Genomic DNA, 14,076 nt, shown 5'->3' on the forward strand with positions numbered 1-14,076 from the left:
GACCCGGAGCGGGCCGGTCACCTTCGGGTGGCCGGCCCCTGCCGGTAGCTCGCCAGGAAGTTGCCCATGCGCTCGACGGCCTCGGCCAGGACGCGGGCCTCGGGGAGCGTGACGATGCGCAGGTGGTCGGGGGTCGGCCAGTTGAACCCGGTGCCCTGCACGAGCAGGATGTGCTCGCTCACCAGCAGGTCGTAGACGAGCTGGGAGTCGTCGTGGATCTCGTGCACCTCGGGGTCGAGCCGGGGGAACAGGTACAGCGCCCCCTGCGGCCGGACGCAGGTGACGCCGGGGATCGAGGTCAGGCCCTTGTAGGCGACGTCGCGCTGCTCGTGCAGCCGGCCACCGGGGGCGATCAGGGCGTCGATGCTCTGCACGCCTCCGAGGGCCGCCTGGACGGCGTGCTGCGCGGGGACGTTGGGGCACAGGCGCGTCGAGGCGAGCAGCGTGATGCCCTCGAGGAAGCCCTTGGCGTGGTCGCGCGGGCCGGTCACCACCATCCAGCCCGACCGGTAGCCGGCCACGCGGTACGTCTTGGACAGCCCGTTGAACGTCAGGCACAGCAGGTCGGGCGCGACGGAGGCCATGGGGATGTGCACGGCGTCGTCGAACAGGATGCGGTCGTAGATCTCGTCGGAGAGCACGAGCAGGCTGTGCTTGCGGGCGATCGCCGCGATGCCCTCGAGGACCTCGCGCGAGTAGACGGCGCCGGTCGGGTTGTTCGGGTTGATGACGACGAGTGCCTTGGTGCGCAGGGAGACGAGCGACTCGAGGTGCTCGAGGTCGGGCTCCCAGCCGTTGTCCTCGTCGCAGCGGTAGTGCACCGGCTTGCCGTCGGACAACGAGGTCATGGCGGTCCACAGCGGGTAGTCCGGCGACGGGATGAGCACCTCGTCGCCCTCGTCGAGAAGGGCCTGCATCACCATGGTGATGAGCTCGGACACGCCGTTGCCCAGGTAGACGTCGTCGACGTCGATCAGGGGGAAGCCCGGCTCGGTCTCGTACCGGGTCACCACCGCGCGACGAGCGCTGAGGATCCCGCGCGAGTCCGTGTAGCCGTGGGCGTGCGGGATGGCCGCGATGACGTCCCGGACGATCTGGTGCGGCGCCTCGAACCCGAATGCGGCCGGGTTGCCGGTGTGCAGCTTGAGGACCGTGTAGCCCTCGGCCTCGAGCCGGGCGGCCTCGTCGAGCGCGGACCCGCGGATCTCGTAGAGGACGTTCCTGAGCTTCGACGACTGGTCGAGCTTGCGCAGCGGTGCCATCTGCCGAGCGTATCGAGGCGGTGCCGGGTCGAGGGCCGACGACCGCGGCGGTCGCGTTCCGGCCCACGCTCGGACCGGGACGAAACAGACCGTTTACTGGGGGTCGTCGGTGCCGGAAACACCCCCTGCCTAGGTTCGTCCACCATGGGCACAGCGACGTATACAGGTCGGGACACAGCGCGGTGTCGCGAACCCCTCGGTGCAGGGGATCAGCGTGCGCGCGTCTGCGGCACGGTGACTGTGACCGGGTCGACGTGCTGGATACCGCCGCGTCCGGAGGGCGGTATCCGGTGGGAGGACTACTCTCGATGACCATGAGCACGGGCGGGCCGGCGGGCATGGACGAGGCTCCGGCAACACCGTCCGGGCTGCCTTCGGGCCCGTCGGACGAGGTTCCGTCGGAGGACTCCAGGTCGCTGCGCGAGGTGGTCTACCACCGGCTCCGCGACGACATCCTCAACGGCCGCGTCTCGCCGCGTGAGCGCCTGACGGAGCCCAAGCTCGGCAAGGCGTTCGAGGTGTCCCGCACCCCGGTGCGCGAGGCGCTGTCCCGGCTGCTCTCCGACGGTCTCGTCGAGCGCACCGACTTCGGGTACGCGGTCGTCGTGCCGAGCCTCGAGGACCTGCGCAACCTCTACGAGCTGCGGATCACCCTCGAGCTGCGCGGCATCGCGCGCGCCATCGAGAACCCGCAGGTCCGCCACGACGAGGCCCTGCTGCGCGCCGAGCTCGCCACCTGGGAGCCGCTGCGCGACGCGCCGCCGGAGCCCGACCCGAGCTTCGTGATCCTCGACGAGCGGTTCCACCAGGTGCTGTCCCGGTCGTCGGGAAACACCCAGCTGACCGGGGCGCTGGTCACCGTGAACCAGAAGATCCGCGCGGTGCGCATGCACGACTTCGTCGAGGAGGACCGCATCACGGCGACCATCGACGAGCACATGGCGATCCTGCGCCTGGTGCTCGCCCGTGAGCTCCCCGATGCGCTGACCGCCCTGCACAAGCACGTCGGCGAGTCCCTCGAGGTCGTCATGCAGCGCGCCACGCAGGCCATGACCCGGATGGCGCTGGCGGGCTGAGTCCCCGCACGGTCGCCTGGCGTCGCCCACCCGCGCGCCCTGGGTGTCCGCGTAACGCGGCGTTTACCCGGGCACCGCGGGAGGGAAACACGCCCTGCCTAAGGTATGGATACCGGGGTGTATACACCGGTGCCGAGGTAGCTTCTCGGCTCGCGACGACAGCCGGGGGACCACGTGTTCGACATCCAGCCCGTCGAGCCTCTCCCGCGCGTCTCGTCGGGCGCGTCGGCGGCGGCCCCGGTGGTGGGTGCGTGACGGGGACGACCTCGGTGCTGTCCGGCGAGCCGACGGTCTCGTCGGCGGGGCCGGCCGAGATCCGGGTGCGGCTCGCCTACTCGCGCATCGCCGAGGTGGACCGGCCCGAGGTGTGGATCGCCCTGCTCCCGCTCGACGACGCGCTCGCCGCGGCGCGGCTGGTGGACGCCTCGGTCGCCGCCGGGGAGACACTGCCGCTGGCGGGCCTGACCCTCGTCGTGAAGGACAACGTCGACGTGCGCGGACTGCCGACGACGGCCGCGTGCCCGTCGTTCGCGACCGACCCCGCCGGGCGTCCCGGTGTCGCTACCGCGACCGCCCCGGCCGTGCAGGCGCTCGTCGACGCGGGTGCGGTGGTGCTCGGAAAGACCAACCTCGACCAGTTCGCGACGGGGCTCGTCGGCGTGCGCAGCCCCTTTGGCGCCGTCCGCAACGCGACCCTGCCCGACCGGGTGTCCGGCGGGTCGAGCTCCGGTTCCGCTGTGGCCGTCGCGCTCGGCATCGCCGACATCGGTATCGGCACCGACACCGCGGGCTCCGGGCGGGTGCCCGCCGCGTTCCACGGGATCGTCGGCATCAAGACGACCGTGGGCCTGGTCCCGACCACCGGCGTCGTGCCGGCGTGCCGGTCCTACGACGTGGTCACCACCTTCACGCGGGACCTCGAGCTCGGCGTGCTGGCGACCCGGCTGATGACCGGCGCTGACCCGAGCGACCCCGCGCGACGTCCCTGGCCCGTCGACGTCCGGCTCGGCCTGCGCGCCGCGCCCGTGGTCGCGGTGCCGCGCGACGAGGACCTCGCACCGCTGTCGCCCGGCTGGCGTGCCGCGTTCGAGGACGCCGTCGCGGCGGTCCGCGCGACCGGTGCCTCGACCCGGACGGTCGACGTGTCCGGCATGCTCGACGCCGCGCGCCTGCTCTACGACGGTGCGATCGTCGCCGAGCGCTACGAGGCCGTCGGCGCGTTCCTCGAGAAGGCGCCCGACGCCGATCCGACCGTCGCGGCGATCATCGCGGCCGGCCGCGACATCACCGCGGACGCCTACGTCGCCGACCGGGCCCGGCTCGCGGTTGCGCGGGTCGAGGCGCTCCAGCTGCTCGACGGCTGCGACCTGCTCCTGCTGCCGACGACCACCGAGCACCCGACGATCGCCGCGGTCCAGGCCGACCCGGTGGCCATCAACCGGCGCCTGGGCACCTACACGAACTTCGTGAACCTCCTGGACCTCGCGGCGGTCGCGATCCCCGCCGGCACCGCCGACGGCGGACCGTTCGGCGTGACGCTGCTGGCCCGTGCGTTCGAGGACCAGCTCGCCGTCGACCTCGCGGCCCGCCTGCTCGGGACGGCCGGTGCGTCGATGGTGTCGTCGGCCGGGGTCGAGGTGCTGGTCGTCGGGGCGCACCTGCGCGGGCAGCCGCTCAACGGCCAGCTCGAGGCGCTCGGCGCCCGGTTCGAGCGGTCGGTGCGCACCTCCGACGCCTACCGGCTCGTCGCCCTGGCCACCGAGCCGCGCAAGCCTGGTCTGCTGCGGGTGGGTCGCGGCGACGGTGCGCCGATCGTGGGGGAGGTCTGGCGGCTGTCGCCCGGGGCGCTCGGTCGGTTCCTTGCCGATCTGCCCGCGCCGATGAGCCTCGGCCAGGTCGAGCTGTCGGACGGCACGTGGGTGGTCGGCTTCGGCTGCACGGTCGAGGCCGGCGCCGCAGGGTCCGACATCACGGCGAGCGGCGGCTGGGCCGCGGCCCTGGCTGCCGGTCTGTGACCCGCGCTCGTCGGAGCGGCCTCGTACGGGTCGAGCGGGCGCCGCCTCGCGCCGAGCGGGCGCCGCCTCGCGCCGAGCAGAAGCCGCCTCGCGCCGAGCAGACGCGTCAGCGTCAGCGTCCGCTCGACGCGGGCAGAGCCGGACCGCAGCCGAGAGCGCTCAGTGGTGGCCGCGGTCGCGGGCCGGGACTCGCAGGCCGGACGCGCGCAGGCGGCGGATCAGCTCCTTGGCGCTGACGAGCTCGGCCCCGAGCGCGACCAGCTCCTCGATCCGCTGGTCGGGCACGTCGTAGTGGTCCAGGTCGAACCCGCGCCCGGGGATCCCCGCCCGGGCCGCGAACGCGTGCAGCTCCGCCAGCGACGAGTCGCTCACCAGGTGGCCCCAGAGCATTCCGTGGTTGGGCCACATCGGCGGGTCGACGAGCACGCTCATGGCCCGAGACTAGGCGCCCCGGCGCACGAGGACCGGGAGGAGGCGTCAGGTCGCGAACAGGCGGCTGGCCTGGGTCTCGGCGTCGGCGTAGGCGCGGGCCGCCGTGTGCATCGCGGCGACGATCTGGTCGAGCGACGCCTCGAGGCGCGACTCGGTGGCCGACCAGTCGCCGAGCACCCCGCTGAACGCGGTGGCGGCGGCGCCCCGCCAGGATCCCTGCAGCTCGGCCAGCTGGCGGTGCATCGCGGCGACCTCCGACCGGATCGTCGCCGCACGGGCCTGCACGCTCGCCGCCGCCTGGGACACCTGCGCGCTGTCGACCTCGAACCTGGTCACGGAACCTCCCTCGTCCGGGGCCACGCTCCGGCGCCGGGATCGACGCGGAGACCATGCGGCCCGCTGGACGACGACGCTACGGACGCGCGAGGCGTCCGTACCGAGGCCGAGGGGAACCGTGGGTCCCGCGGCTGTCGCACGGGGCTGTGGTCACGTCGGTCCCTGCTGCAGGGAGGGCAGGTCAGGCGGACTCGCTGGCGGCTGCGGCCGCCTCCAGGCCCCTGAGCTCCTTCTCCAGGCGCTGCAGCTCGCCCGACAGGTTCTGCCGCGCGGGCTCCTCCCAGGCCGCACCGAGCGGGCTCACGAACAGCGACGGCCGGGCGAGGAGCTTGTGCAGGATGCGCACGCGGGCCCGCAGGTAGTCCTCGATGGGCAGGTGCGCGTACTCGGCGCGGACGTCCTGCAGGTACGCCTTGTACTTCTGCGGCTCGGCGGCGAGCATCGCCAGGTCGGCGTCGCAGAGGACCGCGCAGTCGAAGTCGGTCGGGTTCGGGGCGTGCCGGACCAGGGCGACCACCAGGTCGTGCACCCGCTCGGCGCGCGCCTCGGGGACGCCGAGGGCGAGCAGCTCCGTGCGGGCCAGGCCGGCGGACGCGATCTCGTCCTCGCCGCCGCGGTTGGCGTAGGCCTTGCGGTCGGCGGCGTCGAAGATCGCGCCGTGGTACCAGGCGGCGAGCCGGACGACGTCGGGCTCGTGGGTCTCCTCGACCAGCTCGTCGACGCGGACCAGCACGTCGACCAGGTGCTTCAGGTTGTGGAACGACCGGCCGGGGGATCCCCAGCGATCCACGAGTGCTTGCCCTGCGTCCCGGATCTGCTCTGTCGAGGCGGTCGCCCCGACCGCGACGACACTGCGTACATACGCGGACAACAGCCACTGCGGTGCGTCATGGACGCCCATGAAGTCCAGCCTCACGCCGACGGTAGGAACCCGTCATGGTAGCCCTCAGACCTGGGCGTCGCGGCCCGAACCGGCGTCCTGGACGGATGACTGACTCGGCGGGGCGGCGGCCGGCGAGGGGGGTGTGGGCGCGGGCACGGGACCCGCGGACCCGGCGCTCGCCGCGGCACTCGTCGAGGACGCGTCCGGTGCGGCCGCCGGTGTGCCGGGCAGGGTGACGCGCACGGTGGTCCCGCCGCCGGTGGTCTGCTCCAGGGACACGGACCCGTGGTGGGCGTCGACGATCGCGGCGACGATCGCCATGCCCAGGCCCGCGCCGCCGGAGTCCCGACCGCGCGAGGCGTCGACCCGGTAGAACCGCTCGAACACGCGGGCGGCGTGCTCGGGGTCGATGCCGGGGCCGTGGTCACGCACCTCGATCACACCGTCGCCGTCGGACAGGCCGACGGCGATCTCGACGGCCGTGCCGGGCGGGGTGTGGGTCACGGCGTTGCCGACGAGGTTCGCGAGCACCTGACGCAGTCGCGACTCCTCGCCGAGCACCTCGCAGACGCCTGCGGGCTCGCCGGCCCGCAACGGTTCGAGCCGGACCGGGCGCGAGGGGTCGAGGGCGTGCAGGTCGCTGACGGCGTCGGCGGCCAGGACGGTCAGGTCGACGGGTCCGAGGCGCATCGGTCGTCCGTCGTCCATCCGGGCCAGGGCCAGCAGGTCCTCGACGAGCGCGCCCATCCGCGTGGCCGACGACTCGATCCGCTGCATGGTGTCGTCGACCTGCTCGGTGGTGGTCAAGGCACCCATCCGGTACAGCTCGCCGTACCCGCGGATGGTGGCCAGCGGGGTCCGCAGCTCGTGGGAGGCGTCGGCGACGAAGCGGCGCATGCGCGCCTCGGACGCGGTCCGGACGTCGAACGCGCGCTCGATCTGGGCGAGCATCCCGTTCAGCGCGGCGCTGAGCCGGCCGACCTCGGTGTGCTCGTCGGACGCCGGGACGCGCCGGGACAGGTCCCCACCGGCGATCGCGGCCGCGGTGACCTCGATCTCGCGCAGCGGCTTGAGCGAGCGACGGACCGCCCAGGTGCCGGCCGCGGCGCCGAGCAGCAGGATGCCGATGCCACTGAGCAGCAGCACCGTCGACATGTGCTGGACGGTCTTCTGGATGTCGCCGAGCGGCAGTGCCACGACGATGGAGCCGCCGTTGGTCAGCGGGTAGGCGACGACGCGCCACGGCTGACCGGCCCGGGACGAGTGGACGGTGAACGGCTCGCCCTGGATCTCGGCGGCCGCCTCGGCCGTCAGGTCGGGCACGTCGGGCAAGCCGTAGGACTCCTGGGCGGAGTCCGAGATGGAGCTCTGGACGGTGGAGTCGGAGCCCTGCACCCGGACGTAGTAGTCGCTGGGCGACATGCCGTTGCCGAAGCCGCGGTTGAGCGCCGCGAGGGTGCTGTCGGCGAGCGCCGCGCCCTCGGTCTGCAGCTTGGCGTCCACCCGGCCGGTCAGCGTGCCCTCGAGCAGCGCCGCGCTGACCGAGCCCGCGAGCACGAGCCCGAGCGCCAGCAGCACGGTCACGATGCCGACGAGACGCTGGACCAGCGGAACCGCGTCCCAGCGGGCGCGGACGCGGGACCACCAGCCCGTCGACGCCCGATCCGACCCTGCGCCGGTCGCCGACGGGGTCGACGACGACGGCGTCGGCAGGGTCGGGTCGGACGGCTCCAGGTGCACCTCGCTCATCGTCGTCGGCGCGCTCACGACGACTCGCGCAGCAGGTACCCGACGCCGCGCTTGGTGTGGATGAGCGGGGGCAGCCGGGTGCCGTCGGGCCCGTCGACCTGGTCGATCTTGCGGCGCAGGTAGGAGATGTAGGACTCGACGATGTTGGCGTCGCCGCCCCAGTCGTACTGCCAGACGTGGTCGAGGATCTGCGACTTCGAGAGCACGCGGCCGGGGTTGAGCATGAGGTAGCGCAGGAGCTTGAACTCGGTGGGGGACAGGTCGATCAGGGTCCCGGCGCGCAGCACCTCGTGGGAGTCCTCGTCGAGCTCCAGGTCCGAGTACCGCAGCACGCTGGTGTCGTCGTCGAGCTCGGGCCGGGTGCGACGAAGGACGGCGCGGATGCGGGCGACGACCTCCTCCAGGCTGAACGGCTTGGTGACGTAGTCGTCGCCGCCGACGGTGAGGCCCTGCACCTTGTCGGCGGTGTCGTCGCGCGCGGTGAGGAACAGGACGGGGACGTGCTGGCCCTTCTCGCGGAGGCGCCGGGTGACGGTGAAGCCGTCCATGTCGGGGAGCATCACGTCGAGCACGACGAGGTCGGGCTCGACCTCGCGGGCGAGCCGCAGCGCCGAGCCCCCGTCGGCGGCCGCGTAGACCTCGAAGCCGGCGAACCGCAGGGAGGTCGCGAGCAGCTCGCGGATGTTCGGCTCGTCGTCGACGACGAGCAGGCGTGCCTCCGGTGGTGCCTGGCCGCCGGGCCGGGCCGCGGGGTTCGAGGAGGAGTCAGCACGCATACGTCGAGTCTGGCCCGAAACCCTGGGAGTTGGCTGGATGTAGGCCGAGTGTTCTTCATCCGCGGGTCACCGGGACGTACGTGGACGATTGTCCACGTAGCGGACGTCGCGGCGACCTCGTCTTGCCTCCGCATGCGTAGCTGGGGGTACCGTCTGCGCGTGACATCCCCCTCCTTCGGTGCCCCTCGCCCCGTCGTCACCGTCGTCCAGAGCTCGCCCGACGTCCAGCTCGACCGGTTCGCCGAGTGGCTCGGCGACGTCGACCTGCGCATCGTGGCGGCCTTCGCCGGTGAGCCCGTCCCGCTGGCCGACGAGGTCGGCGACGGTCTCGTCGTGCTCGGCGGCCACATGTCCGCCCACTCCGACGCGGTCGCCCCGTGGCTGCCCGAGCTGCGAGCGCTGCTGGCGGACGCCAGCACCCGCGGCGTCCCGACGTTCGGGATCTGCCTCGGCGCCCAGCTGCTCGCGGTCGCGCGTGGCGGACGCGTCCAGGTGGCGGCGCCTCCCGGTCGCGAGGCCGGTCTGGCCGACGTGCGCTGGCGCCCCGAGGCCGTCGGCGATGCGGTCGTCGGCGCGGTCCTCGCGCTGGCGGACGACCGGAAGCGGACGCCCCAGCCGAGCATGCACGCGGACGCGGTGGTCGACCTGCCGCGCGGTGCCGTGTGGCTCGCGTCGTCGCCGATGTACCCGTATCAGGCCTTCCGGGTCGGGTCCGCGTGGGGCGTGCAGTTCCACCCCGAGGCCTCCGCGCAGACCCTGCGCGCCTGGGCGGACGGGTACGACGACGTCGACACCGAGGCAGTGCTCGCGGCATACGCCGCGCGTGCCGACGAGGTGACGGCCGTCGGCCGGACGCTGGCCGAGTCGTTCGCGGCGCACGTGCGCGCCGTGGCGCAGGAGCCCGCGGGCGTCTGACCCCTCCGGCCCGAGGGCGTCGGACGGCACCGACGGCTCCCCGGGCAGTTGGACCTGGCGGGTCGGGGGCCGTCGGCGACGGCTGCGGTCAGTCGCGCTCGACCGGGTCCAGCCCGAGGTCCTCGGCGTCGACGATCGAGTAGGCGTAGCCCTGCTCGGCCAGGAACCGCTGTCGGTGCGCCGCGAAGTCCTGGTCGACGGTGTCCCGCGCGACCACGGTGTAGAAGTGGGCGGTGCGGCCGTCGGCCTTGGGGCGCATGATCCGGCCGAGGCGCTGCGCCTCCTCCTGCCGGGAGCCGAACGAGCCGGACACCTGGATGGCGACGCTCGCCTCGGGGAGGTCGATCGAGAAGTTGGCCACCTTGCTCACGACGAGCTTGGTGATCTCGCCCTCCCGGAAGGCGTCGAAGAGGCGCTGGCGCTCGCGGACAGGAGTCTCGCCGGTGATCAGGTCGGCGCCGATGTGCTCCGCGAGCGTGTGGAGCTGGTCGAGGTACTGGCCGATGACGAGCGTCGGGTCGCCCTCGTGCTTGGCGACGAGCTGCTCGACCACCCGGTTCTTGCCCTTGGCGGTCGCAGCGAGCCGGTACTTCTCCTCCGGCTCCGCGGTCGCGTAGGCCATGCGGTCGGCGTCGGGAAGCGTCAGACGCACCTCCACGCAGTCGGCCGGCGCGATGTAGCCCTGCGCCTCGATGTCCTTCCACGGGGCGTCGAACCGCTTGGGTCCGATGAGGCTGAACACCTCGTCCTCGCGGCCGTCCTCGCGCACGAGGGTGGCGGTCAGGCCGAGGCGTCGGCGGGCCTGCAGGTCGGCGGTCATGCGGAAGATCGGGGCCGGCAGGAGGTGGACCTCGTCGTAGACCACGAGACCCCAGTCGCGGGCGTCGAGCAGCTCGAGGTGCGTGTAGACGCCCTTCCGCTTCGTCGTCAGGACCTGGTAGGTCGCGATGGTGACCGGGCGGATCTCCTTGCGGGCACCGGAGTACTCGCCGATCTCGTCCTCGGTCAGCGAGGTGCGCTTGATCAGCTCGTCGCGCCACTGCCGTGCCGAGACGGTGTTGGTGACGAGGATCAGGGTCGTCGTCGACGAACGGGCCATCGCACCCGCGCCGACGAGGGTCTTGCCCGCGCCGCAGGGGAGCACGACGACGCCTGAGCCGCCGTGGAAGAAGCCGTCGACGGCCTGCTTCTGGTAGGGCCGCAGGTGCCAGCCGTCCTCGAGGAGGTCGATCTGGTGCGCCTCGCCGTCGACGTAGCCCGCGAGGTCCTCGGCGGGCCAGCCGAGCTTCAGCAGCACCTGCTTGAGGTGGCCGCGCTCGGAGGGGTGGACGATCACGTCGGTCGCGTCGATGCGGGCGCCGAGCAGGCCCGCGGTGCGCTTCGAGCGGACCACCTCGACCAGGACCGCCGGGTCGAGCGCGTGCAGGATCAGGCCGTGCACCGGGTCCTGGATCAGCTGCAGACGGCCGTAGCGGGACATCGTGTCGGCGACGTCGACCAGCAGCGCGTGCGGGACGGGGTAGCGGCTGTACTCGAGCAGGACGTCGACGACCTGCTCGGCGTCGTGGCCCGCGGCGCGCGCGTTCCACAGGCCCAGCGGGGTCAGGCGGTAGGTGTGCACGTGCTCCGGGGCGCGCTCGAGCTCCGCGAACGGGGCGATCGCGCGGCGGCAGGCCTCCGCCTGGTCGTGGTCGACCTCGAGCAGGAGCGTCTTGTCGCTCTGCACGATCAGGGGGCCGTCGGTCACGTGGACTCCTCGGTGGTCGTGGGGCTTGCTGGGGTCGTGCTGCGGGTCGTCGACGCGGTCAGAGTCGGCGTGCGTCCCGGTGCGCGCGGACGTCGTCGGGGAAGACGTCGTCCGGTGGGTCGTCGGTCGGTCGGGGTGCGGGTGGTGCGGGGGTGTCGCGGGTGACCGACGCGATGCGGTGCACCGCGACCGTGAGCTCGGACTCGCGGGCGGGGTCGATCGCCCGCAGGCGACCACCTTCGACGCGGAGCGGCCGGAGCAGTCGGCGGTCGGGGACGCCGCTCGATCCGACGAGCTCGACCCAGACCGCCACCTTCTCGGCTGCCGCCTCGCGCAGGAGCACCAACGCGTCGACCGGGTCGGCTGTTCCCTCGGGGGCCGGGGCGGCCGCCTCGGCGCGGGTCGGTGACGACGGTGAACGGTTGTCGTCGTCGTCCTGGTCGTCGAGGAGACGGGTGCTGGTCGACGAGCCACTGGTCGACGCCGTGCTCGTGCTCGAGCCGGTGCTCGTGCTCGAGCCGGTGCTCGTGCTCGTGCCGCTGTCCGTCGAGCGGACCGAGCCGGTCGCAGCCGCGAGGCCGGTCGCGGGCGTCAGCGACCCGGGCGTCGAGGGCCGCGGAGCGGGCAGGAGGCCGCCCGGGAGGCGCTCGGACTCGTCGATCCGTCGCTCCTCCTCCGCGCGGCGCAGCTGCGGCACCAGCGCGAGGAGCCGCTCGTCGGACACCTGCTCGCGGGCGGGCGGCGCCTCGCGGCGACGAGCGGCGGCGGCACCTCGGCGCCCGACCCGCCGCACCGAGGCCACGACGTGCAGCACCTGACCGTCGGGACCCTCGACGACGGGGGCGAGCCCGTGGGCCCGGAGCGCGTCGACGAGCTCGCGGGCCGGCGCCTGCGAGGCCAGGACGGTCGGCGCGAGGCGCACCAGTCCCAGGGACGACAGCCGGCTGTCCTCCGCGAGCCCGGCCAGCAGCGACGGGTCGTCGGCGCGCAGATAGCTCGACGCCGAGCCGGCCCGGAGCCGACCGTGGCGTCGAGCGGCGTCCCGCACCAGGTACTCGAGCGGCTGGGGCACCGGTCCGCGCGAGTGCGCGGCGAGCTCGCTCAGGAGTCCGTCCGCCGTGGCGCCGGCGTCGAGGGCTCGTCGGACCGAGTCCGGGGTGAACCGCACCGTGAGGGCGCCCCCGCGCGACTCGACGTGGGTGCTCCGGTCGAGGAGGTCCTCGAGCTCGGGGCTCGGGCGGCCCGGGACGACGCCCGTGAGGTCTCCCTGCAGGAGGATCTCGTCGACGGCACGCGGCAGGGCCGCGGCGAGGGCGTCGGCCGGGTCCGGCACGTCCGCCGTGGCGCCGACCAGCGGAGCCGACTCGGCGAGCAGCGCGCGGCCGGCGTCGGAGAGCGCACCGGCACCGACGATGCCCAGCCGTCCGGCCTCCACCAGCACGGCCGAGATGGCCGCGAGGGGCGGGACCGAGCGCGGTGTGCGCCAGCGCAGGACCGCCAGGACGCTCGCGGGGTCGAGCGCGGTGCCGGGCTCCGTCTCGGCGAGGACGTCGAGCACCGACCGGCGCAGCCGTGGTGCCCAGGTGCGCTGCAGCTCCGGGTCGAGTGCCGCGCGCACCCCGCCGCGTTCGTCGCGACCGCCGACGAGCCACGGCGTGCGCAGCATGGTGGTCCACGTGCGCGCCAGGGTCGCCCAGCGGTCGGGCACGTCGCGCGCCGACCACTCGTCGACGGCGACGGTCGGCGCGAAGGACGGTGCGTCCTCGCCGTCGTCGGCAAGGAAGCCCGCGGCGCCCGTGAGCTCGATGACGAAGGCGGCCTCCGCCTCGTCGACCTCGAGCAGCTGGGCGGCCCGGCGCAGCTCGCGCACGCCGAGGCCGCCGCCGCGCAGGACGCTCGGCGGGTTCTGCTCCCAGAGGCGGATCAGGCGCGCGACGAGCAGGACCGACCGTTCGCCGGCCGAGGCCGACTCCGCCGCGACGAGAGCGGGCGGGCGGTGCGCGGCGCCGTGCGGGGTCGCCGGCGGGGTGGCGGGGGAGGCGTGCGTGCGGCCGCCCCGCAGCGTGAGGGCGACCGTCCGGGGCAGGACGACGTGCCGGGCGTCGCCCGGTGCGAGGAGACGGCGGCGCAGCAACCAGTCGACGGCCGCCGCGGCGGCCGTGTTGTTCGACGGGGCCAGGCCGATCGGCGGGCCCCACAGGAGCGCGTCCAGGACCGGTCGCGCTCCCGTCGGGGCGGCGTCCAGGAGCGCGGGGATCTCGTCGGGGGTCGGCTGCTCCATCGGGGCGACGGCCGCGCGACGGTTGCCGGCGTCGGGGCCCGCGAGGCCGGCCGGGTAGGGACCGAGGATCTCCGCCAGGCCGGGCGACGGGACGAGCACCGCGCCGGACTGGCTCGCGCTCCCGGGCTCGTGGGACGTCGCCGCATCGGGCTCGTCCGCAGAGGGCTCCGTCGCGTCGTCGTCGGGGTAGACGAGCGCGGCGACCACGGCGAGGCGCAGCGCGCGTTCGACGACGGCCACCTCCGCGTCGGTCGTCGCGCCGACGGCGGCCGGCAGGTCGGTCGCGTGGACCGTGCCCCCGTCGCTCAGCGCCGTGACGGCCTCCAGTACCTGCAGGACGCTCGCGTCCGAGCCTGCGAGCGCCCGCTCGAGGCTCGAACGGCTGGTCGCGCGCACCGCCAGCGACGACAACGTGGCCGGTGACGGTGACGCCAGGTCCGGCCGGCTGCGCAGGAGCGCGACGAGCTCGTCGTCGCTGCGATCGCGCAGATAGCCGATGAAGGAGGACATCCGGTCAACGATACGTGGGTGCGGTGCGTCGCACGTCGGTCAGGGCGATCTGGTTACCCGACGGTAACGAGCCGGGGCGCTCCGGCGGGCCCAG

The 14,076-nt window shown here is 73.8% G+C and carries 11 protein-coding genes; 3 read left to right on the forward strand and 8 right to left on the reverse strand.

All coding sequences use genetic code 11. The annotated features are described in order from the left end of the window. Positions 1-17: 17 nt before the first annotated feature. Positions 18-1,262 carry a pyridoxal phosphate-dependent aminotransferase gene (locus tag AC1DUE_RS12555; RefSeq protein ID WP_477039758.1) on the reverse strand — a complete coding sequence of 415 codons (1,245 nt, stop codon included), beginning with the start codon at positions 1,260-1,262 and terminating at the stop codon, positions 18-20. A gap of 308 nt (positions 1,263-1,570) precedes the next feature. Here AC1DUE_RS12555 and AC1DUE_RS12560 point away from each other — a divergent pair, with 308 nt between their 5' ends. Both AC1DUE_RS12560 and atzF read left to right on the forward strand, forming a co-directional pair. Further along, positions 1,571-2,338 (forward strand): GntR family transcriptional regulator, encoded by a 768-nt coding sequence (locus AC1DUE_RS12560; protein ID WP_477039759.1) that lies wholly within the window; start codon positions 1,571-1,573, stop codon positions 2,336-2,338. A gap of 251 nt (positions 2,339-2,589) precedes the next feature. Beyond that, positions 2,590-4,353, forward strand: coding sequence for an allophanate hydrolase (atzF, locus tag AC1DUE_RS12565; RefSeq protein ID WP_477039760.1), 1,764 nt, complete (start codon positions 2,590-2,592; stop codon positions 4,351-4,353). A gap of 159 nt (positions 4,354-4,512) precedes the next feature. On the opposite strand, the gene AC1DUE_RS12570 is transcribed toward atzF, so the two are convergent. The 5 genes from AC1DUE_RS12570 to AC1DUE_RS12590 form a co-directional block, all read right to left on the reverse strand. Further along, a complete protein-coding gene (locus AC1DUE_RS12570) occupies positions 4,513-4,785 on the reverse strand; it encodes a DUF4031 domain-containing protein (RefSeq protein ID WP_477039761.1) in 273 nt (90 codons plus the stop codon). 45 nt (positions 4,786-4,830) lie between these two features. Further along, positions 4,831-5,121 carry a WXG100 family type VII secretion target gene (locus AC1DUE_RS12575; protein ID WP_477039762.1) on the reverse strand — a complete coding sequence of 97 codons (291 nt, stop codon included), beginning with the start codon at positions 5,119-5,121 and terminating at the stop codon, positions 4,831-4,833. A gap of 181 nt (positions 5,122-5,302) precedes the next feature. Beyond that, positions 5,303-6,022: an HD domain-containing protein gene (locus AC1DUE_RS12580; RefSeq protein WP_477039795.1), complete on the reverse strand. Its 720-nt coding sequence runs from the start codon at positions 6,020-6,022 to the stop codon at positions 5,303-5,305. A 45-nt stretch (positions 6,023-6,067) separates the two neighbouring features. Next, a complete protein-coding gene (locus AC1DUE_RS12585; protein WP_477039763.1) occupies positions 6,068-7,771 on the reverse strand; it encodes a sensor histidine kinase in 1,704 nt (567 codons plus the stop codon). Next, positions 7,768-8,529: a response regulator transcription factor gene (locus AC1DUE_RS12590; RefSeq protein ID WP_477039764.1), complete on the reverse strand. Its 762-nt coding sequence runs from the start codon at positions 8,527-8,529 to the stop codon at positions 7,768-7,770. Before AC1DUE_RS12590 ends, AC1DUE_RS12585 begins: the two co-directional genes overlap by 4 nt. 159 nt (positions 8,530-8,688) lie before the next feature. Between AC1DUE_RS12590 and AC1DUE_RS12595 the strand changes: the two genes are divergently transcribed. Then, positions 8,689-9,444, forward strand: a complete 756-nt coding sequence (locus AC1DUE_RS12595; RefSeq protein ID WP_477039765.1) for a type 1 glutamine amidotransferase — start codon at positions 8,689-8,691, stop codon at positions 9,442-9,444. 88 nt (positions 9,445-9,532) lie between these two features. Here the strand turns inward: AC1DUE_RS12595 and AC1DUE_RS12600 are convergent, their stop codons facing one another. After that, positions 9,533-11,191 carry a DNA repair helicase XPB gene (locus AC1DUE_RS12600; protein ID WP_477039766.1) on the reverse strand — a complete coding sequence of 553 codons (1,659 nt, stop codon included), beginning with the start codon at positions 11,189-11,191 and terminating at the stop codon, positions 9,533-9,535. Positions 11,192-11,249: 58 nt separating this feature from the next. After that, the gene (locus tag AC1DUE_RS12605; RefSeq protein ID WP_477039767.1) at positions 11,250-13,982 is read right to left on the reverse strand and encodes a helicase-associated domain-containing protein; all 2,733 of its coding nucleotides are present in this window, start codon (positions 13,980-13,982) and stop codon (positions 11,250-11,252) included. Positions 13,983-14,076: the final 94 nt, after the last annotated feature.

Source organism: Cellulomonas sp. P4_A2 (genome assembly GCF_056402515.1).